Origin of the sequence: Streptomyces sp. NBC_00400 (genome assembly GCF_036048035.1) — a bacterium.
Lineage (GTDB): Bacteria > Actinomycetota > Actinomycetes > Streptomycetales > Streptomycetaceae > Streptomyces.
Genome location: NZ_CP107940.1, coordinates 5,291,488 through 5,314,224 on the forward strand (window position 1 = coordinate 5,291,488; position 22,737 = coordinate 5,314,224).

Consider the following 22,737-nt stretch of genomic DNA (forward strand, 5'->3'; position numbering starts at 1 on the left):
CCGTTCGGTGATCTTCCGTGTACGGCCCATGGATGCGAGGCTGAGGGTATGGACCTCATCGCACGTCTGCGCGCCGGGCTCCCGGGGGAAGCGATTCTCACCGACCCCGATGTGACCGGCTCCTACGCCAACGACATGGCGAGCTTCTGCGAGGCCGGGACGCCCGCCGTGGTCGTGCTGCCGCGCACCGTCGAGCAGGTCCAGCACATCATGCGCACGGCCTCCGAGCTGCGGGTCCCGGTCGTCCCGCAGGGCGCGCGCACGGGCCTGTCGGGCGCCGCCAACGCCTCCGACGGCTGCCTCGTGCTCTCGCTGGTCAAGATGGACCGGATCATCGAGATCAACCCCGTCGACCGGATCGCGGTGGTCGAACCCGGTGTCATCAACGCCGTGCTGTCCCGCGCGGTGAACGAGCACGGCCTCTACTACCCGCCCGATCCCTCCAGTTGGGAGCAGTGCTCGATCGGCGGCAACATCGGCACCGCCTCGGGTGGCCTGTGCTGCGTCAAATACGGGGTCACCGCCGAGTACGTCCTCGGCCTGGACGTCGTCCTCGCCGACGGGCGGCTGCTGACGACCGGCCGGCGCACCGCCAAGGGCGTCGCGGGCTACGACCTCACCCGGCTGTTCGTCGGCTCCGAGGGGAGCCTCGGCATCGTCGTACGCGCCGTTCTCGCGCTCAAGCCGGAGCCGCCCGGGCAACTGGCGCTGGCAGCCGAGTTCCCCTCCACCGCGGCCGCCTGCGAGGCGGTCTGCGAGATCATGGCCCGCGGCCACGCCCCGTCGCTGCTGGAGCTGATGGACCGGACGAGCATCCGCGCGGTCAACGACATGGCGCAGATGGGTCTCCCGGACAGCACCGAGGCGCTGCTGCTGGCCGCCTTCGACACCCCCGATCCGGCCGCCGACCTCGCCGCCGTCGGCGCGCTGTGCACCGCCGCGGGCGCCACCGAGGTGGTGCCCGCCGAGACCGCCGCCGAGTCCGACCTGCTGCTGCAGGCCCGCCGGCTGACCCTGACCGCACTGGAGCGGGTCAAGTCCGCCACGATGATCGACGATGTGTGCGTACCGCGCTCCCGGCTCGCCGAACTGCTCGACGGCACCGCCGCCATCGCCGAGAAGTACGACCTGACCATCGGTGTCTGCGCGCACGCGGGGGACGGCAACACCCACCCCACGGTCTGCTTCGACGCCGCGGACCCCGACGAGTCCCGCCGGGCCCGGGAATCCTTCGACGCCATCATGGCGCTCGGCCTGCAACTGGGCGGCACCATCACCGGTGAGCACGGCGTGGGCGTCCTGAAGAAGGAGTGGCTGGCGCGCGAACTGGGGCCGGTGGGCCTGGAGTTGCAGCGCGGCATCAAGGGTGTCTTCGACCCGCTGGGAATCCTCAACCCCGGAAAGCTCTTCTGACGCACCCGGGCCCCGGTGGCCGGCCCGCCACCCCGATGTACACGGCACGGGGAGGGACGGTTGACTGCCCCCATGACGATCAACGATCCGCACAGGTCAGGCGAGGGCATGGTCACCTTCCGGGTGACCGGGAAGGGCGTCGACGACCTCACCTACGCCGTCCAGGCGCTGGGTGACTCCGGGGGCGAACAGCAGGTGGTCCGGCCCGAGTTGCCGTGGTTCGTGGTGACCGACGCGCGGGGCGTGGGCGCGATGCCGATGCTCACCCTCACCCTCGAAGGGCCGGACGCCTACGCCGAATGCGAGATCCTCACGGACGGCGCACCGGCCGTCCGGGGCAGTGTGCACGGCCCCGCCGCGACTGCCGTGTTCATGGCGCGCGCCGCCGCCTCGTAGAGTTCCGTCATGGATTCCGCACCCCTCATAGCAGCAGTTTTCCTCCTCATCGGGGCCTCCGGCTTCGCCAGGGCGAGTGACCTCCGGGCCAAGCGGCAGGACCTGAGGCTCCAGCGGCTGGAACGCAAGGTCGACCTGCTGCTCGCGCAGGCCGGGATCGTCGAGCCGGAGGACCCCAGGATGGCCGAGCTGGACGCCCTGCTGGCGCAGGGGAAGAAGATCCAGGCGATCAAGGTGCACCGCGAGGTGACCGGTTCCGGACTCGCCGAGGCCAAGGAAGCGGTCGAACGCCGGATGCGCTGACGGCCCGTTGGGCAGAGGATGGCCGGAAGGACCCGCCGGGCCCACCGGGCCTCCATGTCCACCGGGCCCCCTCATGCCCACGCAGGAAGCGAGAGCCGATGGCAGCCACCGAAGCGACCAAAGCCGCTGATGAGGCGTATGACGTCATCGTGCTGGGGGCGGGGCCGACCGGGGAGAACGTCGCCGACCGGGCGCACGCCGCCGGGCTGAGCGCGGTGGTCGTGGAGAGCGAACTGGTCGGCGGCGAATGCTCCTACTGGGCGTGTATGCCCAGCAAGGCCCTGCTGCGCCCGGTCGCCTCCCGCGCCGAGGCACGAAGGGTCCCCGGCCTCAAGGAGGCCGCGGACGTGCCCCTGGACGTGCCGGTGGTGCTCGCCCACCGCGACGCGTTCGTCTCCTACTGGAAGGACGACGGACAGGTCCGCTGGCTGGACTCGCTCGGCATCGACCTGGTGCGCGGCCACGGCCGGCTGGCCGGACCCCGGCGGGTGGTCGTCGACGGCGGACCGGTGCTCACCGCGCGGCACGCGGTCGCGGTGTGCACCGGCAGCCGCGCGGTGCTGCCCCCCGTCCCCGGGCTCGCCGAGGCCAGGCCCTGGACCAGCCGCGAGGCCACCAGCGCCAAGGCCGTGCCGGGCCGTCTGGTGGTGGTCGGCGGCGGTGTGGTGGGCGTCGAGATGGCCACCGCCTGGCGGGCCCTGGGCTCCTCCGTGACGCTGCTGGTACGCGGCGACGGGCTGCTGCCCCGTATGGAGCCGTTTGCCGGCCACCTGGTCGCCGAATCGCTCGCCGAGGCCGGGGTCTTCCTGCGGACCGGCGTCGAGGTGCGCGAGGTACGCCGGGAAGCCCCGGGCGGCCCGGTCACCGTCCTGCTGGACTCCGGAGACGAGATCGTCGCCGACGAGCTGCTGGTCGCCACCGGCCGGGCCCCGCGCACCGAGGACATCGGCCTGGACACGGTCGGCCTGACCCCCGGCTCCTGGCTGGACGTCGACGACAGCCTCCGGGTGACGGGCGTGACCGGCGGCTGGCTCTACGGCGTCGGCGACGTCAACCACCGCGCCCTCCTGACCCACCAGGGCAAATACCAGGCCAGGATCGCCGGCGCCGCCATCTCCGCGCGCGCCCGGGGCGTCCCGATCCTGGAGTCCGACCGCTGGGGCGCGCACGCCGCCACCGCCGACCGTCTCGCCGTGCCGCAGGTCGTCTTCACCGACCCCGAAGCCGCCTCGGTGGGCCTGACCGCCGCCGCTGCCGAACGAGCCGGCTACCGCACCCGGGTGATCGACCAGGACCTGGCGGCCGTCGCCGGGGCGTCCCTGTACGCGGACGGCTACCGCGGCCGGGCCCGGATGGTCGTCGACCTGGACCGCGAGGTGCTGCTCGGCGCCACCTTCGTCGGCTCCGGGATCGCGGAGCTGCTGCACTCCGCGACGGTCGCGGTGGCCGGCGAGGTCCCCCTCGAACGGCTGTGGCATGCGGTGCCCTCCTACCCGACGATCAGCGAGGTGTGGCTGCGGCTGCTGGAGGCCTACCGCGGCTGAGCACGGCGCCGCACCCGCCCGGCCGCCGCGCCGGGGTGCGGCCGGGCGCCGCCCGCACCCCGGCCCCGGCGTTTCCCGGCCGGGCCACGCGGCAGCAGCTTCGCCACCCGTTACGCCCCGGGCCCGGGGGGCTCCTCCGAGGGGCGGGGACCGCCCGGCCGCTGGTCATCCGCCGCCTCCGTCGGTGCCATGGCGAGCAGATCGCTCAGTCCTTTGTCGAGGTCCAGGTGCCCCTGCTCGGACCCCGGCGGCACCACCCGCAACGTGCGCTCCAGCCATCCGGAGACCGCGGGGGCCGGAGTCTCCAACAGCGCCCGGCCGTCCGGCGAGTCCAGCTCGATACAGACCAGGCTGCGCCCGTCCAGCTTGGTCGGCCACACCCGTACGTCGCCGTCGCCGCACGGCCGGAACACGCCCTCGACGAGCAGTTCGCGGGCGAAGGTCCACCGGACCGGGGAGTGGGAACCGATATGAAACGCGATATGGACGGCGTACGGGTCGTCCGTCCGGTACGTCAGCCGGGCCGGCACCGGAACACTCCGCTCCGGTGACAACACCAGGCCCAGCTCCAGCTCTCGCTCCACCACGGTGTGCATGACGTCCGCCTCTCCTCGCGCCCCGCGGGCACCCGGTACCGGGCCCGCACAGAGGAGAGAGGCGCCGGGCGCCGGACCATTACACGACTTCGTACAACTTTTTTCCCGCGCCTCTTCCAGGTGGTCGTGGGCGGGCATGGGTATGAGGGCAACCGGGGTCTGATAGATGTGGACGCCGCGTTGCGGCAGACTGCACCCCACACCCACCAGGCCGAGTACAGATACGGGACTTCGGACATGAGCGCCCCTACCTCAGGATCCGCCGGCGGTAGCCCTACGCCAGGCTTCTACCCGGACCCGTCCATCCCCGGCTACATCCGGTACTGGAACGGTGCCGCATGGGTGCCGGGCACCAGCCGGCCCGCCCCCGCCGACGGCGAGGCGATGCCCGCACCGCCGCCCGGCGTGGCCCCGGCGTCAACCCCTGCAGTCGAGGAGACCGGACCGGTCTTCTTCGACGAGGAGGGGGCGGCCGGCGGCTCCGCGGTGCCGGCCGTACGCCAGAGCGGCGAGGTCGAGGCCCGGCCCGCCGCCGGCTGGGACGACCCGGCCCGGCTGCACGGCGCCGGCCCCGGACCGGCGGCCTCCTGGCAGGCCGATGCCTCCCGGCAGGGCGGCTACGGCGCCGAGACCGACCGCCGGATCTCCTGGGGCTCACCGGACCAGGCGCCCGCCGGTACTCCGTCGGGCGCCGCTCCCTGGGGCGGGGTGCCGCCGCAGCGCGAGCAGGGCGGCGACGGGGCCCCGGCCGGCGAGGCGCCCGGCGGGTCCTCGCCCGTGCGCCCCGAGGGCCCGTCCGACGGGACGGTCGCCATCCGGGCCGTGAACCCGGCCGCCCGCCGCGGCAGCAATTCCGCGGACCAGGGCACCACCGCGATCCGTGCGGTACGGCCCGGCGCTGCACAGCCCGCCAAGGGCGGCGAGACCATGGCGATCCGTGTCGCGGGCGGCGGCCGTACCCCGTCCCCGTCCGCCGCGCCCGGTGACGCCTCCCCGCAGTCGCTGCCGTCCGTCGGCGACCGGCAGCAGGGCCGCCCGGCGCCGCAGCAGACCCCGGGCCCCGCCCCGCAGAACCAGGCCGCCCCGCAGGCCCCGCAGAACCAGGCCGCCCCGCAGGCCCCGCAGAACCAGGCCGCCCCGCAGGCCCCGCAGCAGCAGGCGCCCCCGAGCCCCGCGCCGCGTCCCGCCCCGCAGAGCCCGGCGCAGCAGACCCCCGGCGACCCCGGCCCGCAGGGCGCCGACGCCGACGGCGTCGTCCCCTGGAAGCCGCCGGCCGCCGCCGATCCCTTCTCGGCTCTGGCCCAGGCCGCGCAGGGCCACCCGGCCGGACTCGGCCGCCGGCTGGCGGCCCGGCTGATCGACACGCTGGTGCTGGGGGCGCTCACCGCCGCGGTGGCCGTTCCCATGTGGAGCACCGTCACGGACCACATCGACGCCAAGGTCGAGGCGGCCAAGCAGTCCGGCCGCCAGATGACGGTCTATCTGATCGACGGCACCACCATCCCGGTCTTCGCCACGATCCTGGCCGTCCTGCTGCTCGGCGGTGCGCTGTACGAGGCGCTGCCGACCCTCAAATGGGGCCGCACCCTGGGCAAGAAGCTGTGCGGCGTACGGGTCCTCGACATCGAGAGCCATGACAGCCCGGCCCTCGGCGCGGCGCTGCGGCGCTGGTTCGTCTACAGCGTGCTCGGCGTGCTCGTCGTCGGCGTGCTGAACGTTCTCTGGTGCCTGTTCGACCGGCCGTGGCGCCAGTGCTGGCACGACAAGGTCGCGCGGACGTTCGTCGCCTCCGGCTGAGGCTCCCGGGGCCTGTCGTCAAAGTCCCGCCTGCCTCGCCGCCCGCCCGGCCGGTAGCCGTCCCCCGAACGGACTTCGCCGGATGCGGCGGGCCGCGACAAGCGGTCGACTCGGGCCATGAGTACCGACCAGCCCCGGCCCGGTTCCGGTGAGCCGCCGGAGGACGACCCGTTCCTGAAGAAGCCGCAGGAGCCCCCGGCGGGCGGCGCTCCCCGTAACAGCTCGCCCCGCGAGAACGGCGCCCCTCGCAACCACGCTCCGCGCGGCAACGGTACGGGCGGCAACGGTACCGGCGCCGGTGAAGGCGGCGCGCCGCCCCCGGGCGGGGCTCCTCCTCCGGGCGGGACTCCGCCGCCGGGAGGTACCCCGCCCCCGGGCGGCGCCCAGCCCCCCTACGCGGGCGCCCCGTACGGCAGCGGCCCGTATGCCGGTGACCCCTACGGCGGGCAGCCCGGTCCGGCCGACCCGCTGGCCGGTATGCCGCCGTTGGCGAACCGCGGGCGCCGGCTCGTGGCGCGCATCATCGACGCGATCATCATCGGGGTACCGGTATCCGTGATCATGGCGCTGATCGTCGGCGGGGTGGACTACTTCAGCACCGACAGCGTGGAGGCCGGCAGGCAGTCGACGGTAACGGGCGTCACCATGCTGGCGTATCTCATCTACGAAGGGCTGATGCTCTCCAGCCGCGGCCAGACCCTCGGCAAGATGGCGATGAAGATCCGGGTGGCGATGCTCTCGAACGGCTCGATCCCCACCGCGCAGGCGGGCTGGACCCGGGCCGCGGTCTATACGCTGCCGGAGATCGTGCCGTGCTGCGGCTTCATCTTCTGGCTGGTCAACGTCCTGTGGTGTACCTGGGACCAGCCGTATCACCAGTGTCTGCACGACAAGGCGGCAAAAACCGTGGTGGTGTCCACACAGGCACCGGCACAGACGGCTCAAGCCCCTTCGGCGTGAGCGCCCGCTGCGGCGTGAGTGCCCGCTGAGGTGTGAGTGCTCGTCTCAGCGGGAGTGCCCGCCCGGCGTGAGTGCCCGTCTCAGCGGGAGTGCTCGCCGATCCGGGTGTCCGTGGCGGCGGCAGCCGGTGCGGCGAAGCGGCCCCAGGGGGCGCGGGGGGACGATGCGGCCACGGGCCTCAGGTGCTCGGGCGGCGTCGGTACGGCCTGGGACGGGGCGGGCGCGGCGGGTGCCTCGTCCCGTACGAGATGCCGGCGGACCACCCGCGGCACCCCGGGCATCGGGACCGTCATGGCGACCAGCAGTCCGAGCCCGAGCCCGGCGATGGCGATGACCGCGACCCCGATCCCGGTCTGCGTCTGCGAGAGCAGCAGCATCGCGAGGGTGGAGAGAAAGACGGTGGCCGAACCGTAGGCGAGCTGTGCGGGGGTCGGACGAGGCATGACGGAATCCGTCCTCGGAGGGTCGGCAGGGGGTGTCGGTCAAGGGCGCGCCATCAAACGAGGCTACGGTCCTTACTGCCCGAACGGAACGCCAGGTAAGCGTGACCTAACCCACGGTCCCGGTGCACAGGGGGCGCACAACGCCGGCGCCCGTGCGTACGCCCCGCGCTGTCATGGCTGTTGAGGGCGGGGGCGCATGCCCGACGGGCATATACACCGGGTCTCTGCCCGGCGAGGGGGCACCCCGACGACGCTGCCGCACGGTGTCCGATAGCCGCAACTCGCGAGCCGAGTAACGTACTTCGCTGACGTGGCCAAGTCAAGATCTGTCTTTTTCCCCGTACTTCCGGTCGAATGCCGTCGAACAGTGACCGGTTCGAAGGGGAGGACAGCGCCAAGTGAGAGACAACAGAACGGTGTTCAGATCGGCCGCCCTGGCCACGGCAATCGCCGCGATCGGGGCGGCCGCTTTGTCTTCGGGGGTGGCCGCGGCCGACGCGCAGGGACCCTCGCCCGTGGCCAGGCGCCATGACCCGGCCCCCGAGCGGACCGTGGACCACGACCTCAAGGGCCCGTTCAGCGACCGGCAGGCGGCCGAGCGCAAGGAAGCCCTCCAGCAGGTCATCTCCGGCGACGCCAAGGCGACCCTGCGGGGCGGTTCCAAGGTCGTCAAGCTCGGCAAGAGCAAGTACGTCGAGCTCGCCCGGCAGAAGACCGACAAGATCTTCACCATCCTCGTGGACTTCGGCGACAAGGTCGACGACACCACGATGTACGACCCGGACGGCGACGGCCCCAAGCCGCCGGTGAAGAAGTACGGCGGCGACCCCGGCCCGGCGCACAACCGGATAGCCCAGCCGGACCGTGCCAAGGACAACAGCACGGCCTGGCAGAAGGACTTCAACCAGAAGCACTTCCAGGACCTCTACTTCTCGCACGACAAGAAGAAGCAGTCGCTGGCCAAGTACTACGAGAAGCAGTCCTCGGGCCGCTACTCGGTCAACGGCGAGGTCTCGGACTGGGTCAAGGTCGATTCGAACGAGGCCCGCTACGGCTCCAACTACTGCGGCCAGACCAACTGCGCCAGCGCCTGGGACCTGATCCGCGACGGCGTCAACCAGTGGGCCAAGGACCAGAAGGCCAAGGGCCGCACCGACGCCCAGATCAAGGCCGACCTGGCCAAGTACGACCAGTGGGACCGCTACGACCACGACGGCGACGGCAACTTCAACGAGCCCGACGGGTACATCGACCACTTCCAGATCGTGCACGCCGGCGAGGACGAGTCCGCGGGCGGCGGCGTCCAGAAGACCAACGCCATCTGGGCACACCGCTGGTACGCCTACGGCACCGACGCCGGCAAGACCGGTCCGGGCGCCAACAAGGCGGGCGGCACCCAGATCGGCGACACCGGGATCTGGGTCGGCGACTACACCATGCAGCCGGAGAACGGCGGACTCGGCGTCTTCGCCCACGAGTACGGCCATGACCTGGGCCTGCCGGACGAGTACGACACCACCGGCACCGGCGAATCCTCGGTGGACTTCTGGTCGTTGATGTCGGGCGGCTCCTGGCTGGGCACCGGCAAGGACAACATCGGCAACCTGCCCGGCGACATGAGCGCCTGGGACAAGCTGCAGCTGGGCTGGCTCAACTACGGCAAGGCGAAGGCCGCCACGAAGTCCACCCACAAGCTGGGCGTCGCCGAGTACAACACCAAGAACAAGCAGGCGGTGGTCGTCGAACTGCCCGCCAAGAAGGTCAAGACCGATATCGTCGCGCCCGCGGAGGGCTCCCACCAGTGGTGGAGCGACATGGGCAACGACCTCAAGAACACCCTGACCCGGCAGGTGGACCTCACCGGCAAGTCCAAGGCGTCCCTGGGCCTCAAGGGCTGGTGGGACATCGAGAAGGACTACGACTACCTCTACGCCGAGGTCTCCACCGACGGCGGCAGCAACTGGACGGCGCTGGACGGCACCGCGAACGGCAAGGCCATCCCGCGCGACGGCAGCGACAAGCCCGCCCTGACCGGCACCGTCGCCGTCTACCAGGACCTCGCCTACCCGCTGGACGCCTACGCGGGCAAGAAGATCGACCTGCGCTTCCGCTACCAGACCGACGGCGGCGCGGCGCAGAAGGGCTTCGCGGCCGACAGCATCGGCGTCACCGCCGACGGCAAGGCGCTCTTCAGCGACAACGCCGAGAGCGGCGACAACGGCTGGACCAGTAAGGGCTTCTCGCGCATCGGTGCGTCCTTCACCAAGGACTACGCGCAGTACTACCTCGCCGAGAACCGCCAGTACGTGTCGTACGACAAGACCCTCAAGGTCGGCCCGTACAACTTCGGCTGGACCACCGCCAAGCCGAGCTGGGTGGAGCACTTCCCGTACCAGAACGGCGTGCTGATCTGGCTGTGGGACACCTCGCAGCCGGACAACAACGTCGGCCGGCACCCCGGCTACGGGCAGATCCTGCCGGTCGACGCGCACCCCAAGGCCGAGCGCTGGGCCGACGGCAAGCTGATGCGCAACCGCTTCCAGTCCTACGACTCGACCTTCACGCGCTACCGGACCGACGCCCTGACCCTCCACAAGGACGGCAAGCAGGCCACGATCGCGTCCAAGCCGGGCATCGCGCTCTTCGACGACCGGCACGGCGTCTACTACGACAAGGCGAACCCGACCGGTGGTGTGATCGTCCCTGACACCAACACCCGGATCAAGATCGCCAAGGAGGCCCGGGACGGCTCCTCGGTGACGCTTCAGGTCGGCCCTGCCGGTAAGTAAAAGGTAAAACCGCAGCTCACGAGCCATGCGGCCGCCGCCCCCTAGCGGGCGGCGGCCGATTCGCGTTTAGATGCGTTCTACAGTTCCTTGTTGACGCGAAGTCTCACGGGGGGAGATATGACGATGTCCGGTGGCGGTTTCACCAGGCTTCCCGGCGGAAGCGTGGTGGTCGCCCTGTCGCTGCCCAGGCCGCCCCACGGGGCGCGGGGCAGCCTGTACGACTGCGGTTGCCGGGTGCGGGTCCTGGTCCATGCCGTGAACCGCCAGCGCGCCCTGACCAGGCTGCGCAACCTCGGCCTGCGGGCCGTCTACCTGCGCGGCAACACCAAGCCGCCCACACCCGACGAGGTCACGGCCGTCCTGCACCATCCGGACGGCCTGGTCTGGCGCGAGGCCCCGGAGGACGACACCGAGTCGTGGCACCCGATACGGGCGCTGCTGCGGAACCCGGCCCGTCCGCTGCGGGAGGAGGGACCGGACGACGGCGACCGCCCGGCATCGGCCGCCTGACGGGCCCCGCGGGCGGCTGACGGCCCCGCGGCCGCCTGACGGGCCCGGCGGGCGACTGAAGGGCGGGTCTTCCGGGATCCATCCCGGGCCGGTCCGGAAGACCGCCCTAGCCGCGGAGGACCACCGGCTTGCCGGTCAGCTCGGCGCCGGCCGCCCGCAGCTCCTCCAGCGCCCGCTCGGTGGTGTGCGCGGCCACCCCGGCGGTCAGATCCAGCAGGACATGGGTGCGCAGCCCGGCGCGGATCGCGTCCAGTGCGGTGGCCCGTACGCAGTGATCGGTGGCGATGCCGACCACATCGACCTCGCTGACCCGGTGCGCGCGCAGCCAGTCCGCGAGCGACGTGCCGTTCTCGTCCCCGCCCTCGAAACCGCTGTAGGCGCCGGTGTAGGAGCCCTTGTCGAAGACCGCGTCGATGGCGCCGGAGGCGAGCGCCGGGGCGAAATTGGGGTGGAAGCTGCTGCCTTCCGTGCCGGCCACGCAGTGCACCGGCCAGGAGCGCTCGTAGTCGGGAGTGTCGGAGAAGTGGTCGCCGGGATCGATGTGGTGGTCCCGGCTGGCCACGACGTGGCGGTAGCAGCCGCCGGCCGCCTGGCCGATCAGATCGGTGATCGCCGCCGCCACATCCGCACCTCCCGCCACCGCGAGGCTGCCGCCCTCGCAGAAGTCGTTCTGCACATCAACGACGATCAATGCCCGGTGCATGGTGCGTGCCTTCCGGCTGGAATCGGGGAGGGGCGAGGAGCGGTGGTGTGACCGAGGGTAGCCACTGGAGGGGGATTGCGGGAGTGGTGCGGCGCCCGGCAGTGCGGCGGATGCCGGGCGCGGCGCACCCGGGCCGCCGCGCCCGGCACCCCGCACACGAACGGCGGCGTCGGGCCGGACGTAGGCGGTGGACGGGCCGGCCGCAGCCGTCAGCCGCAGTCGTCCGGCGTCCTCGTCAGACGTACTCGGTCGCCAGCACGGGCTCGCCGCGGGAGAGCTGGGTCGCCGACAGCGGCAGCCCGTCGCGGGCGGCGAAATGCCGGGCGCGGGCGGCGTCCAGCGGCTCGCGGGCCACCACCCTGCCGGCGCTCACCAGCGGCACCAGCAGCTGCCGGTCGGCCAGCTCCGCCGGGACCGTGCCGGTGCCGATGACCTCGGCGGTGGCCACACCGTCCTCGTCCAGCCGGCGCGCGGCCCATTTGCGGCCGCCGAGCGAGCTCTTGGCGCCCATCGACTTCTTCGCGACCGGCCGCAGCGGGGCGCCCGGCTCCTCGCTGTCGGCGCGGGCGACCAGCTTGTAGACCATCGAGCAGGTCGGGTGCCCGCTGCCGGTCACCAGCTGGGTGCCGACGCCGTACGCGTCCACCGGCGCGGCGGCCAGCGAGGCGATGGCGTACTCGTCCAGGTCGCTGGTGACCACGATCTTGGTCTTGGTGGCGCCCAGCTCGTCGAGCTGCTGGCGCACCCGGTGGGCGATCAGCAGCAGATCGCCGGAGTCGATCCGGATGGCGCCGAGACCGGGCCCTGCCACCTCCACCGCGGTGCGCACCGCCTCGGCGACGTCGAAGGTGTCCACGAGCAGGGTCGTCCCGCTGCCCAGGCTGTCGACCTGCGCGGTGAAGGCGTCCCGCTCGGTGTCGTGCAGCAGGGTGAAGGCGTGCGCGCTGGTGCCCACGGTGGGGATGCCGTAGCGGAAGCCGGCCGCCAGGTCGGAGGTGGTGTGGAAGCCGCCGACGTAGGCGGCACGGGACGCGGCCACCGCGCCGAGCTCATGGGTGCGCCGGGCGCCCATCTCCATCAGCGGGCGCCTGCCTGCCGCCACCGACATCCGGGAGGCGGCCGCGGCGACCGCGGAGTCGTGGTTGAGGATCGAGAGGATCACCGTCTCCAGGAGGACCGCCTCGGCGAAGGTGCCCTCGACCCGCATGAGGGGGGAGCCGGGGAAGTAGACCTCGCCCTCCGGGTAGCCCCAGATGTCGCCGCGGAAGCGGTAGTCGGCCAGCCAGGCGAGCGTCGGCTCGTCGAGGATGGCGCGCTCGCGCAGGAAGCCGAGGATCGTCTCGTCGAAGCGGAAGTTCTCCACCGCGTCCAGCACCCGGCCGGTGCCGCCCACCACGCCGTAGCGGCGGCCCTCGGGAAGCCGGCGGGTGAAGACCTCGAAGACCGACCGCCGGTCCGCGGTGCCGGACCGCAACGCGGCCTGCAGCATGGTGAGTTCGTACTGGTCGGTGAAGAGCGCAGTCGACGGCACGGCCACCGGCAGCCCCAGGTCTGCTGTGTTCATGGGGACGATGCTACCCCCAATACTCGTCACTTTGACGATAGTGCTCCGGAGGCGACAAAAGACCGCCCGCGGGCGCCGGGTGCGGCCCGCCGACGCGGCCCGCGCGAGGGGCATTTGTGCGTCGCCCGCCCCCGGGTGGCAGCATGGGGCCTGTGAGCGCCCACCCGTCACCCACGATCACGCTCCGGCCGCATCGCTGCACCCTCAGTGTCCCGGTCGAGACCGAGCGCCCCCAGTCGAGCGAGGCTCCCTTCGAGGTCCCCGAACCCGACGTCCCGTGGGTCACGATCGTCCACAATGACCCCGTCAACCTCATGAGCTACGTCTCCTATGTCTTCCAGTCGTACTTCGGCTACTCCAAGGACAAGGCCCATCAGTTGATGCTCGACGTCCATCACAAGGGCCGCGCGGTGGTCTCCAGCGGCAGCCGCGAGGAAATGGAGCGCGACGTGCAGGCCATGCACGGCTACGGCCTGTGGGCGACCCTTCAGCAGGACCGCCGATGACCGGGCACTTCGAGCCGCAGCCCGGGGGCGGCGCCGCCGTCCCCCTCGACGAGGTCGAGATCTCCATCCTGCGCAGCCTCGCCGTCCAGCTGATGGAGCTGATCGGTCCGGGCGAGGAGGCCGGGGAGAGCGAGAGCGACGACCTGCTGGCGTCGATCTTCAACGACGGCCCCAGCGAGCCGCCCGCCGACCCGGTGCTGGCCCGCCTCTTCCCCGATGCCTACGGCGGACCCGACCTCGTCCCCGACGACGATGTGCGCGCCGCCTCCGCCGAATTCCGCCGCTACACCGAGAACGATCTGCGCGCGCGCAAGCGCGAGGACGCCCTGGCGCTGATCCGCGCGCTGGACGGCCTGGCACCCGCCGGTGACAGTGCGCTGCTCCGCCTCGATGCCGGTGAGTGCCGGCAGTGGCTGGGAGCCCTCAACGACCTCAGGCTGGCCATCGGAACCCGGCTTGAAGTCACCGATGAGGAAGATGGCGGAGAACTGCTGCGGCTCCCGGACAGCGATCCGCGCAAGCCGATGGTGATGGCCTACCTCTGGCTCGGCGGGCTCCAGGAGACTCTTGTCGAGTCTCTGATGGGCTGAAAACAGGGCGTTCCACCCCTGCTGTTACCGCTGAGTTCGCTCAGCGGATGCTCAAATCCGGATAACGATCGCATCACCTCAGCCATGTGAATTGCGGCACTTCAGGGTCCTTGTCCCCTTTATCTCGTGGTTTGATTCACGCCATCCCTAGGCGGTCCAAGAGACGCCGTGATACATGTTCACGACCTGCCGTGAGCGACGCCACCCCTGTCGCCGCGGGAGCGCTACTGCCGGCCGACCGTCGGCGTGCAGGAACTCCATCCGGGGGGATCGGGACCCGATCCGGACAGACCGGGTCGGTATGGAGAAAGGCGCACCACACATGACCTCTGTGCAGGTCGACAAGCAGCACGACGGCGATGAGGCAGCTGGGACGGCCCCCGAAGAGGGCTATCAGCGGGGTCTGGGAAACCGTCAGATCCAGATGATCGCCATTGGCGGCGCCATCGGTACCGGACTCTTCCTCGGAGCCGGCAAGGCGATCTCGATGGCAGGGCCGAGCATCATCCTCGCCTACGCCATCGTCGGTCTGGTCATCTTCTTCATCATGCGGGCCCTGGGCGAGCTGCTCATGTACCGCCCCGTCTCCGGTTCGTTCTCGGAGTACGGACGGGAATTCCTCGGCCCGTTCATCGGCTTCGTGACCGGCTGGACGTACTGGCTGTTCTGGGTCGTCACCGGCATCACGGAAGTGACCGCCGCGGCCACGTATGTGCAGTACTGGAACAAGGGCATACCGCAATGGGCTGCGGCGCTCGTCTTCACGTGCGCGCTCTTCGGCATCAACCTGATCTCCGTGAAGATCTTCGGTGAGCTGGAATTCTGGTTCTCGATGGTCAAGGTCACCGCGATCATCGGCATGATCCTGATCGGCCTCGGCGTGATCACCCTCGGCTTCTCCAACGCCGGTGACACCGCCTCCTTCACCAACCTGTGGTCCCACGGCGGCTTCTTCCCCAAGGGCATCGGCGGCACGCTGATGACGCTGCAGATCGTGATGTTCGCCTTCCTGGCCGTCGAGCTCGTCGGCGTCACCGCGGGCGAGGCGAACAACCCCAAGAAGGTCCTGCCCAAGGCGATCAACACCGTGCCGTGGCGGATCGGCCTCTTCTACATCGGTGCGCTGATCATCATCCTGTCCGTCGTCAGCTGGACGGTCTTCGAGCCGGGCGTCAGCCCGTTCGTCCGCGCCTTCCAGGAGATCGGCCTGCCGGCCGGCGCCGGCATCGTCAACTTCGTCGTGCTGACCGCCGCGCTCTCCTCGGCCAACTCCGGCATGTACTCCACCGGCCGGATGCTGCGCGACCTCGCGCTCAACGGCCAGGGCCCGAAGCTCTTCACCAAGCTCAGCAAGAACGGCCTGCCCACCTGGGGCACCGGCGTCTCGGTCGCGATGATGCTGTTCGGCGTCTACATCAACTACCAGTGGCCCGGTGAGGCGTTCAACTACGTCGTCTCCTTCGCCACCATCTCCGGTATGTGGGCGTGGATCGTCATCCTGGCCTCGCAGCTGCGCTACCGCGCCAAGGCGAACCGCGGCGAGCTGCCGCAGTCCGAGTTCAAGGCCCCCGGCAGCCCCTACACCTCGGTCTTCGCGCTGGCCTTCATCGCCATGGTGATCGTGATGATGGGCGTCGACAAGGACGCCCGGATCTCGCTCTACGCGGCTCCCGTGTGGGCGCTCATCCTGGGCGTGGGCTACCTCTGCATCAAGCGGCGGGACGCGGCGAACGGCCTGACGGCCGGCGCGGCGCCGCAGGACGCCTCCACCAAGGACACCAACGGCTGAGGCGCCACCCGGACGGAACGGGGCACATCCCCTCGGCGTCCAGCATGCGGGCCCGCTCGTACCACTCTTCGGTACGCGCGGGCCCGCTGTTTATTCTTGGCGCCATGCTGACCCTCACCAAGGCACTCTTCGACCAGATCGTCGAGCACTCCCGCCAGGACCACCCCGACGAGGCCTGCGGCGTGATCGCCGGCCCGGCGGGCAGCGGCCGCCCCGAGCGGTTCATCCCGATGCTGAACGCCGCCCGGTCGCCCACGTTCTATGAATTCGACTCCGCCGACCTGCTCAAGCTCTACCGCGAGATGGACGACCGGGACGAGGAGCCGGTGATCATCTACCACTCGCACACCGCCACCGAGGCCTACCCCTCGCGCACCGACATCTCCTACGCGAACGAGCCCGGCGCCCACTATGTCCTGGTCTCCACCGCCGACACCGACGACGCCGGACCCTTCCAGTTCCGCTCGTACCGGATCGTGGACGGCGCGGTCACCGAGGAAGAAGTCGAGGTCGTGGCGGCCTATTCCTGAGGCCGTCCCACCTGCTGTACACCAATCGTCCGCATGATGGGACGAGGTTCCAATACCCGGACCGGGAATCGATACGATGCCCACATGGTTGACCACGACATGAGCGAGAAGAGGCCGGGCATGCTGCTGCTCGCTCCGCTCGCCATGCGTCGCTCGGCATCCGCACTGCTGGGCGTGTTCGGCTGCGGAGCCGCACGGCTGCACGTCGATCTGTGCCGCCTTTCCAGCGCCATCTGTCCGCGCTGCGCCGCCGCCTGAGCCGGCCCGTCAGGGCGCGCGGCGCGCGCTGCCCACAGCCCCGCACTTCCGGCGTCACCCGACGCCCTCCCGGCACGCCGTAACGCCGTGCACCCGGGACGCACCGCCCCGCCACCGCATCTGGACAGGAGCACTCCCATGGCCATCGAGGTCCGAATCCCCACCATCCTGCGCACCTACACCGACGGCGAGAAGGCCGTCGAGGGCAGCGGAGAGACCCTTGCCGACCTCTTCGCCGACCTGGAGAGCCGGCACACCGGCATCCGCGAGCGCCTGGTCGACGGCGAGCAGCTGCGCCGCTTCGTGAACGTCTACCTCAACGACGAGGACGTCCGCTTCCTGGAAGGCATCTCCACCAAGCTCGCCGACGGCGACAGCGTGACGATCCTCCCGGCGGTGGCCGGCGGCATGCGCTGATGCGGTACGACTCCCCGCTGGCGGCGGTCGGGAACACCCCTCTCGTCCGCCTCCCGCGCCTGTCACCCTCCGACGACGTCCGCATCTGGGCGAAGCTGGAGGACCGCAACCCCACGGGCTCGGTCAAGGACCGGCCTGCGCTGCACATGATCGAACAGGCCGAGAAGGACGGCCGGCTCACGCCCGGCTGCACCATCCTCGAGCCCACCAGCGGCAACACCGGCATCTCGCTCGCCATGGCGGCCAAGCTCAAGGGCTACCGCATCGTGTGCGTCATGCCGGAGAACACCTCCTCCGAGCGGCGCGAGCTGCTTGCCATGTGGGGCGCCGAGATCATCTCCTCACCCGCGGCGGGCGGCTCCAACACGGCCGTCCGGGTGGCCAAGGAGCTGTCCGCCGAACACCCCGACTGGGTGATGCTCTACCAGTACGGGAACCCCGACAACGCCGGTGCGCACTACGCCACCACCGGCCCCGAGATCCTCGCCGACCTCCCCTCCGTGACCCATTTCGTGGCCGGTCTGGGCACCACCGGCACGCTCATGGGCGTCGGCCGCTTCCTGCGCGAGCACGTTCCCGGCGTCCGGATCGTCGCCGCCGAGCCGCGCTACGACGACGTCGTCTACGGTCTGCGCAACCTCGACGAGGGCTTCATCCCCGAGCTCTACGACGAGTCCGTGCTCACCACCCGCTTCTCGGTGGGCTCCCGGGACGCGGTCCGCCGCACCCGTGAACTCCTCGCCGAGGAGGGCATTTTCGCGGGCATCTCCACCGGCGCGGCGCTGCACGCGGCGATCGGCGTCGGCACGAAGGCCGTCAAGGCGGGGGAGAGCGCCGACATCGTCTTCGTCGTCGCCGACGGCGGCTGGAAGTACCTCTCCACCGGCGTCTACACCGCCGAGTCCACGGAAGCGGCGATCGAAACGCTGCACGGCCAGCTCTGGGCGTAGCCGCCCGCCGGCGGATCAGCCGGATCAGCCGGAGGAGCCGGTGGAGCCGGTGGAGCGGGCCGTGCGTGCGGTGCGCGCCGTGTCCGGTACGTATCCGCCGTCGTGGTTCCCTGCCGCGGCGGCGGAGCTTTCTCCCGGGGGCTCGGCGGCAGGGTTTTCCCGGCGCGCCGCACGATCTCCCGGGGGCGCGTAGGCGGGGGCCGGGCGCCCCTCGGTACGCATTCACCTCGTTGCGGCGCATCGGCCCCCCGCGACCGGGGGCCCGGCGGAACACCAGGCGGTACCGGCCGGGGTGTACGGGCGCAGGGGCGTACGGGCGTACGGGGCGACAGCCCAGACTGGTGATTCCGCCCACAGCTCGCCCCGCCGGAGGAGCCACAGGCCCCTTTGCGCCTTACGCTCGGGGGCACCGCACCGACCGCCGAGGACCCGGCATCACCCGGCAAGGACCCGCCGGGAATCCCGGCATGGACCCTTCCCCGAGCCCTTAGGTGTTCGAGCAGGGAAGACCGCTATACCGCCGCCCCCGCCCACGGAGGTTCACGCCCGCTATGAAGCTCACCGTCGTCGGATGCTCGGGGTCGTTCCCTTCCGTGGAATCGGCCTGTTCGAGCTACCTCCTGGAGGCCGACGGCTTCAGGCTGCTCCTCGACATGGGCAACGGCGCCCTGGGCGAGCTGCAGCGCCACATCGGCCTCTATGACCTGGATGCCGTACTCCTGTCGCATCTGCATGCCGATCACTGCATCGACCTGTGCGGCTACTTCGTGGTGCGCTACTACCGTCCGGACGGCGGACGTTGCGCGCCGATGCCGGTCTACGGGCCGGCCGGCACCGAGCGCCGGCTGACCGTCGCGCACGCCGATCTGCCGTACGACGGCGCCATGAGCGAGGTCTTCGACTTCCGCACCCTGACCCCGGGCACCTTCACCATCGGGCCGTTCACGATCCGCACGGAGCGGGTCAGCCACCCGGTGGAGTCCTTCGCCTTCCGTATCGAACACGGCGGCCGGTCCCTGACGTACTCCGGGGACACCGGCCCGTGCGACGCGCTGGAGAGCCTTGCCGAGGGCGCCGACTTCTTCCTGTGCGAGGCGTCCTTCACCTACGGCAAGGAAGACATCCCGGATCTGCATCTCAACGGCCGGGAAGCCGGCGAGGTCGCCCAGCGGGCCGGCGCGGGCCGGCTGGTGCTGACCCACATCCCGCCGTGGACCGACCCGGCCCTCAGCATCCGCGACGCCCAGAAGTCCTACGACGGACCGGTCGAGGTCGCCAAGGCGGGCGCGGCGTACGAGATCTGAGCCGCGGGTGCGCCCCGCCCGTACGGCGAAGGCCCCCGGAACCGTAGGGATTCCGGGGGCCTTCGCCGTGTTCTCGACCGCCGTCGCGCGGTGGCGGATCAGGCCTTGTACTGGGCCTTGTCCTCCGCGGCGATCTCCTCTTCGGGCTCGCGTCCCGGGGTCGGGAGGTTGAACTTGACGATCGCGAACCGGAATACGGTGTAGTACAGCGCCGCGAAGACCAGCCCGGTGAGGGCGAGCAGCCACGGCTTGGTGGCGATGCCGAGGTTCAGTCCGAAGTCGATCGCGCCGGCCGAGAAGCCGAAGCCGTCCTTCATTCCCAGCGCCCAGGTCAGCGCCATCGAGACACCGGTCAGTACCGCGTGGATGGCGTACAGCACCGGGGCGATGAACATGAAGGTGAACTCGATCGGCTCGGTGACGCCGGTGATGAAGGCGGTCAGCGCGATGGAGAACATCATGCCGCCGACGACCTTGCGGCGCTCGGGCCGCGCACAGTGCACGATCGCCAGGCAGGCGGCCGGGAGGGCGAACATCATGATCGGGAAGAAACCGGTCATGAACTGTCCGGCCGTGGGGTCGTGGGCCAGGAAGCGGGCGATGTCGCCGTGCTTGCCCTGGTAGTCACCGGCCTGGAACCACGGGAAGGAGTTCAGCAGGTGGTGCATGCCGACCGGGATCAGCGCACGGTTGACGACACCGAATATTCCGGCGCCCACCGCACCAGAGCCGACGAGCCAGGCGCCGAAGCTGTGCAGCCCGGCCCCGAGAACGGGCCAGATGTAGCCGAAGACGATGCCGATGACGAGGCCGGCGAAGGCGGAGAGGATCGGCACCAGACGGCGCCCGCCGAAGAAGCCGAGCCAGTCGGGCAGCTTCTTGCGGCTGTAGCGCTGGTAGAGCAGTGCGACCACGATGCCCATCACGACGCCGCCCAGCACGCCCGCGTCCACCGGCGGGGCGACGTTGGCCACCTTGCCGTCGACGACGTCCTGGATCTTGGGCAGGTTGGTGTCCTTGAAGGTGCCCAGTACCTGTTTGAACACCAGGTAGCCGACGACCGCGGCCAGACCGGTGGAGCCGTCGGACTTCTTGGCGAAGCCGATCGCGATGCCCACCGCGAAGAGCAGCGGCATGTTGTCGAGCAGCGCGCCGCCACCGGCCGCCATGAACTCGGCGATCTTGTTCAGGAAGGCGGGGAGTGAATCCCGGCCGAGCATGTCCGGCTGGCCGAGCCGCACCATCAGCGCGGCGGCGGGCAGCGTGGCGATCGGCAGCATGAGACTGCGGCCGATGCGCTGGGCCACGGCCATGGCGCCGGAGCCGCGGCCCTTCTTCTCGGGGGCCGCCGTGGCGGTGGCCGAACTCATCGGATTCCTCCTGGTGAGGCGGGCACTCAAAAGGGGGGACGGCCCGCGTTTGGTCTACACCTTGGTCTACACCACTAGTGGTTTAGACCATTCTTAGCACGTAGACCTGACATAAAGGAATCCATTCTTCCAAGTGGTGTGGACCACATGGCCACCGGCCCCCGGGCAGCGGAAAAGGCAGGCGCTTTCCGCGCCTGCCCTGCCTCGCTCCGCCCCTGCCCGTCCTCCTACTTCACGTTCTCCCGCTCCATGGCGTCCCCCACCTCATCCGGCTCCCGGCCGGGCGTCGACAGATGGAATTTCGTGATCACGAAACGGAAGAGGGCGTAGTAGACCACCGCGAAGCACAGTCCGATGGGAATGATCAGCCAGGGCTTGGTCGCCAGACCCCAGTTGATGACGTAGTCGATCAGGCCCGCCGAGAAGCTGAAGCTGTCGTGCACCCCCAGCGCCCAGCTCACCGCCATCGACACACCCGTCAGCACGGCATGGATCGCGTACAGCACCGGCGCCACGAAGAGGAAGGAGTACTCGATCGGCTCGGTCACGCCCGTGACGAACGACGTCAGGCCGACCGACAGCATCATGCCCGTGATCTCCTTGCGGCGATGGGGCTTGGCGCAGTGCGCGATCGCCAGCGCCGCGGCCGGCAGTGCGAACATCATGATCGGGAAGAACCCCGTGGTGAACTGCCCCGCCGTCGGATCGCCCGCCAGGAACCGGTTGATGTCACCGTGCACGACCGTGCCGTCCGGCTTGGTGAAACTGCCGAACTGGAACCAGACAAAGGTGTTCAGGAACTGGTGCAGGCCGATCACCAGCAGCGCACGGTTGGCGACACCGAAGATCCCCGCACCCCACGCCCCCAGCCCCGTCAGCCATTCGCTGAAGCTCGTCAGCGCATCACCGATGGGCTGCCAGACGAACAGGCACAGCACCGCGAACACCAGGCCCACGAAGGCCATGATGATCGGGACCAGCCGGCGGCCGTTGAAGAACCCCAGCCAGTCCACCAGCCTGACCCGGTGAAAGCGCTGCCACAGCCAGGCGGACAGAAACCCCATGACGATGCCGCCGAACACCCCCGGATTCTGGAAGGACGCCTGCGTCACCGTCAGCTTCCGGTCCACGCACACCCCGCTCCACAGGCCCGCCTGGGTGTACGTCTGGCCCGCGGCGCAGCCCGCCGGGAACGCATGCATGACCGAGAAGTAGACGAGGAACCCGGTCACCGCGGCCAGCGCCGTCGAACCGTCCGCCTTCTTGGCCATGCCGATCGCCACACCGATGCAGAACAGCAGCGGCAACCCGAGCCCCGAATCCAGCAGCGCACCGCCCGCGGCCGCGAACACCTTGCCGACGGCGTCCCAGCCCAGCCCGTCCGCGCCGAACACATCCGGCTGGCCGAGACGGTTGAGAATTCCCGCAGCGGGCAGGACGGCAATCGGCAACTGCAGACTGCGCCCCATCTTCTGCAGACCCTGGAAGAGATTCTGCGCCCAGTCCTTCCCCGGTGCCGCCGCCGCTGCGTCCGAACTCATCCGTGTCCTCCCGGCAGTCGGCCCGTCGGCAACCGGCCTCGTGCTTGCCGCATACTGGTGGTGTAGACCACTCGTGGTGCGGACCGTTCCGGTGCGCACTCCGATGATCGCCATCCTTCGCGAGACCGCGGACAAACGCCCATATTGTTGGGCTGAACGTGCGTTACGGTGTGAAAACCGCACGGCGGAACCGCCGGCGGCCGAGACAAGCAGGAGTGGACATGGCCAGCAAGGCTGAGAAGATCGTCGCCGGGCTCGGCGGACTCGACAACATCGAAGAGGTCGAGGGCTGCATCACCCGCCTCCGCACCGAGGTCGTCGACTCCTCCCTCGTCGACGAGGCCGCCCTCAAGGCCGCCGGCGCCCACGGCGTCGTCAAGATGGGCACCGCGATCCAGGTCGTCATCGGCACCGACGCCGACCCCATCGCCGCCGAGATCGAAGACATGATGTGAGTTGACGAG

General features: G+C 70.4%; 23 protein-coding genes. 17 read left to right on the top strand and 6 right to left on the bottom strand.

All coding sequences use genetic code 11. The features are described 5' to 3' along the window. The first annotated feature begins 48 nt into the window (after nucleotides 1-48). The 4 genes from OHS81_RS23175 to OHS81_RS23190 all read left to right on the top strand — a co-directional run bounded on the left by OHS81_RS23175 (nucleotide 49) and on the right by OHS81_RS23190 (nucleotide 3,656). Entirely contained in the window at nucleotides 49-1,413 is a 1,365-nt protein-coding gene (locus OHS81_RS23175; RefSeq protein ID WP_328386588.1) for an FAD-binding oxidoreductase, read from the top strand. A 72-nt stretch (nucleotides 1,414-1,485) separates the two neighbouring features. Further along, nucleotides 1,486-1,809, top strand: a complete 324-nt coding sequence (locus OHS81_RS23180) for a hypothetical protein (RefSeq protein ID WP_129296135.1) — start codon at nucleotides 1,486-1,488, stop codon at nucleotides 1,807-1,809. Between the two features lie 9 nt (nucleotides 1,810-1,818). Next, nucleotides 1,819-2,112, top strand: coding sequence for a ribosomal protein L7/L12 (locus tag OHS81_RS23185; protein ID WP_328386589.1), 294 nt, complete (start codon nucleotides 1,819-1,821; stop codon nucleotides 2,110-2,112). A gap of 98 nt (nucleotides 2,113-2,210) precedes the next feature. Continuing rightward, a complete protein-coding gene (locus OHS81_RS23190) occupies nucleotides 2,211-3,656 on the top strand; it encodes a dihydrolipoyl dehydrogenase family protein (RefSeq protein WP_328386590.1) in 1,446 nt (481 codons plus the stop codon). A gap of 110 nt (nucleotides 3,657-3,766) precedes the next feature. On the opposite strand, the gene OHS81_RS23195 is transcribed toward OHS81_RS23190, so the two are convergent. After that, nucleotides 3,767-4,252: an SsgA family sporulation/cell division regulator gene (locus OHS81_RS23195; protein WP_328386591.1), complete on the bottom strand. Its 486-nt coding sequence runs from the start codon at nucleotides 4,250-4,252 to the stop codon at nucleotides 3,767-3,769. A gap of 237 nt (nucleotides 4,253-4,489) precedes the next feature. Between OHS81_RS23195 and OHS81_RS23200 the strand changes: the two genes are divergently transcribed. Beyond that, entirely contained in the window at nucleotides 4,490-6,049 is a 1,560-nt protein-coding gene (locus OHS81_RS23200) for an RDD family protein (RefSeq protein WP_328386592.1), read from the top strand. Nucleotides 6,050-6,166: 117 nt separating this feature from the next. Beyond that, complete coding sequence (locus tag OHS81_RS23205) at nucleotides 6,167-7,009, top strand: RDD family protein (RefSeq protein ID WP_328386593.1); 843 nt, start codon at nucleotides 6,167-6,169, stop codon at nucleotides 7,007-7,009. An 80-nt stretch (nucleotides 7,010-7,089) separates the two neighbouring features. Here OHS81_RS23205 and OHS81_RS23210 read toward each other — a convergent pair whose 3' ends face one another. After that, nucleotides 7,090-7,452, bottom strand: coding sequence for a hypothetical protein (locus tag OHS81_RS23210; RefSeq protein ID WP_328386594.1), 363 nt, complete (start codon nucleotides 7,450-7,452; stop codon nucleotides 7,090-7,092). A 398-nt stretch (nucleotides 7,453-7,850) separates the two neighbouring features. On the opposite strand from OHS81_RS23210, the gene OHS81_RS23215 reads away from it, so the two are divergent. Together OHS81_RS23215 and OHS81_RS23220 are read left to right on the top strand one after the other, a co-directional pair. After that, nucleotides 7,851-10,241 carry an immune inhibitor A domain-containing protein gene (locus tag OHS81_RS23215; RefSeq protein ID WP_328386595.1) on the top strand — a complete coding sequence of 797 codons (2,391 nt, stop codon included), beginning with the start codon at nucleotides 7,851-7,853 and terminating at the stop codon, nucleotides 10,239-10,241. A 123-nt stretch (nucleotides 10,242-10,364) separates the two neighbouring features. Then, nucleotides 10,365-10,751 carry a hypothetical protein gene (locus OHS81_RS23220; RefSeq protein WP_328391362.1) on the top strand — a complete coding sequence of 129 codons (387 nt, stop codon included), beginning with the start codon at nucleotides 10,365-10,367 and terminating at the stop codon, nucleotides 10,749-10,751. Nucleotides 10,752-10,857: 106 nt separating this feature from the next. Here the strand turns inward: OHS81_RS23220 and OHS81_RS23225 are convergent, their stop codons facing one another. Next, nucleotides 10,858-11,454, bottom strand: coding sequence for an isochorismatase family protein (locus tag OHS81_RS23225; RefSeq protein ID WP_328386596.1), 597 nt, complete (start codon nucleotides 11,452-11,454; stop codon nucleotides 10,858-10,860). Between the two features lie 235 nt (nucleotides 11,455-11,689). Continuing rightward, complete coding sequence (locus tag OHS81_RS23230) at nucleotides 11,690-13,018, bottom strand: nicotinate phosphoribosyltransferase (protein ID WP_328386597.1); 1,329 nt, start codon at nucleotides 13,016-13,018, stop codon at nucleotides 11,690-11,692. A gap of 152 nt (nucleotides 13,019-13,170) precedes the next feature. Between OHS81_RS23230 and clpS the strand changes: the two genes are divergently transcribed. The 8 genes from clpS to OHS81_RS23270 all read left to right on the top strand — a co-directional run bounded on the left by clpS (nucleotide 13,171) and on the right by OHS81_RS23270 (nucleotide 19,362). Then, nucleotides 13,171-13,524, top strand: coding sequence for an ATP-dependent Clp protease adapter ClpS (gene clpS, locus OHS81_RS23235; RefSeq protein WP_088797852.1), 354 nt, complete (start codon nucleotides 13,171-13,173; stop codon nucleotides 13,522-13,524). Then, nucleotides 13,521-14,114 (top strand): DUF2017 domain-containing protein, encoded by a 594-nt coding sequence (locus OHS81_RS23240; protein WP_328386598.1) that lies wholly within the window; start codon nucleotides 13,521-13,523, stop codon nucleotides 14,112-14,114. The genes clpS and OHS81_RS23240 overlap by 4 nt, the downstream gene beginning before the upstream one ends. 322 nt (nucleotides 14,115-14,436) lie before the next feature. Beyond that, nucleotides 14,437-15,903: an amino acid permease gene (locus OHS81_RS23245; protein WP_328386599.1), complete on the top strand. Its 1,467-nt coding sequence runs from the start codon at nucleotides 14,437-14,439 to the stop codon at nucleotides 15,901-15,903. A gap of 104 nt (nucleotides 15,904-16,007) precedes the next feature. Beyond that, nucleotides 16,008-16,433, top strand: a complete 426-nt coding sequence (locus OHS81_RS23250; protein WP_088802074.1) for a Mov34/MPN/PAD-1 family protein — start codon at nucleotides 16,008-16,010, stop codon at nucleotides 16,431-16,433. Between the two features lie 84 nt (nucleotides 16,434-16,517). After that, nucleotides 16,518-16,691: a putative leader peptide gene (locus OHS81_RS23255; protein ID WP_328386600.1), complete on the top strand. Its 174-nt coding sequence runs from the start codon at nucleotides 16,518-16,520 to the stop codon at nucleotides 16,689-16,691. A 138-nt stretch (nucleotides 16,692-16,829) separates the two neighbouring features. Continuing rightward, nucleotides 16,830-17,108 (top strand): MoaD/ThiS family protein, encoded by a 279-nt coding sequence (locus tag OHS81_RS23260; protein WP_328386601.1) that lies wholly within the window; start codon nucleotides 16,830-16,832, stop codon nucleotides 17,106-17,108. Then, a complete protein-coding gene (locus OHS81_RS23265) occupies nucleotides 17,108-18,058 on the top strand; it encodes a PLP-dependent cysteine synthase family protein (RefSeq protein WP_328386602.1) in 951 nt (316 codons plus the stop codon). The genes OHS81_RS23260 and OHS81_RS23265 overlap by 1 nt, the downstream gene beginning before the upstream one ends. Nucleotides 18,059-18,609: 551 nt before the next feature. Further along, a complete protein-coding gene (locus OHS81_RS23270) occupies nucleotides 18,610-19,362 on the top strand; it encodes an MBL fold metallo-hydrolase (protein ID WP_328386603.1) in 753 nt (250 codons plus the stop codon). Nucleotides 19,363-19,460: 98 nt separating this feature from the next. Here OHS81_RS23270 and OHS81_RS23275 read toward each other — a convergent pair whose 3' ends face one another. Next, nucleotides 19,461-20,732 carry a PTS transporter subunit EIIC gene (locus OHS81_RS23275; RefSeq protein WP_328386604.1) on the bottom strand — a complete coding sequence of 424 codons (1,272 nt, stop codon included), beginning with the start codon at nucleotides 20,730-20,732 and terminating at the stop codon, nucleotides 19,461-19,463. Nucleotides 20,733-20,959: 227 nt separating this feature from the next. After that, entirely contained in the window at nucleotides 20,960-22,273 is a 1,314-nt protein-coding gene (locus OHS81_RS23280) for a PTS transporter subunit EIIC (RefSeq protein WP_328386605.1), read from the bottom strand. 215 nt (nucleotides 22,274-22,488) lie between these two features. Between OHS81_RS23280 and OHS81_RS23285 the strand changes: the two genes are divergently transcribed. After that, nucleotides 22,489-22,728, top strand: a complete 240-nt coding sequence (locus OHS81_RS23285; protein WP_208683897.1) for a glucose PTS transporter subunit EIIB — start codon at nucleotides 22,489-22,491, stop codon at nucleotides 22,726-22,728. Nucleotides 22,729-22,737: the final 9 nt, after the last annotated feature.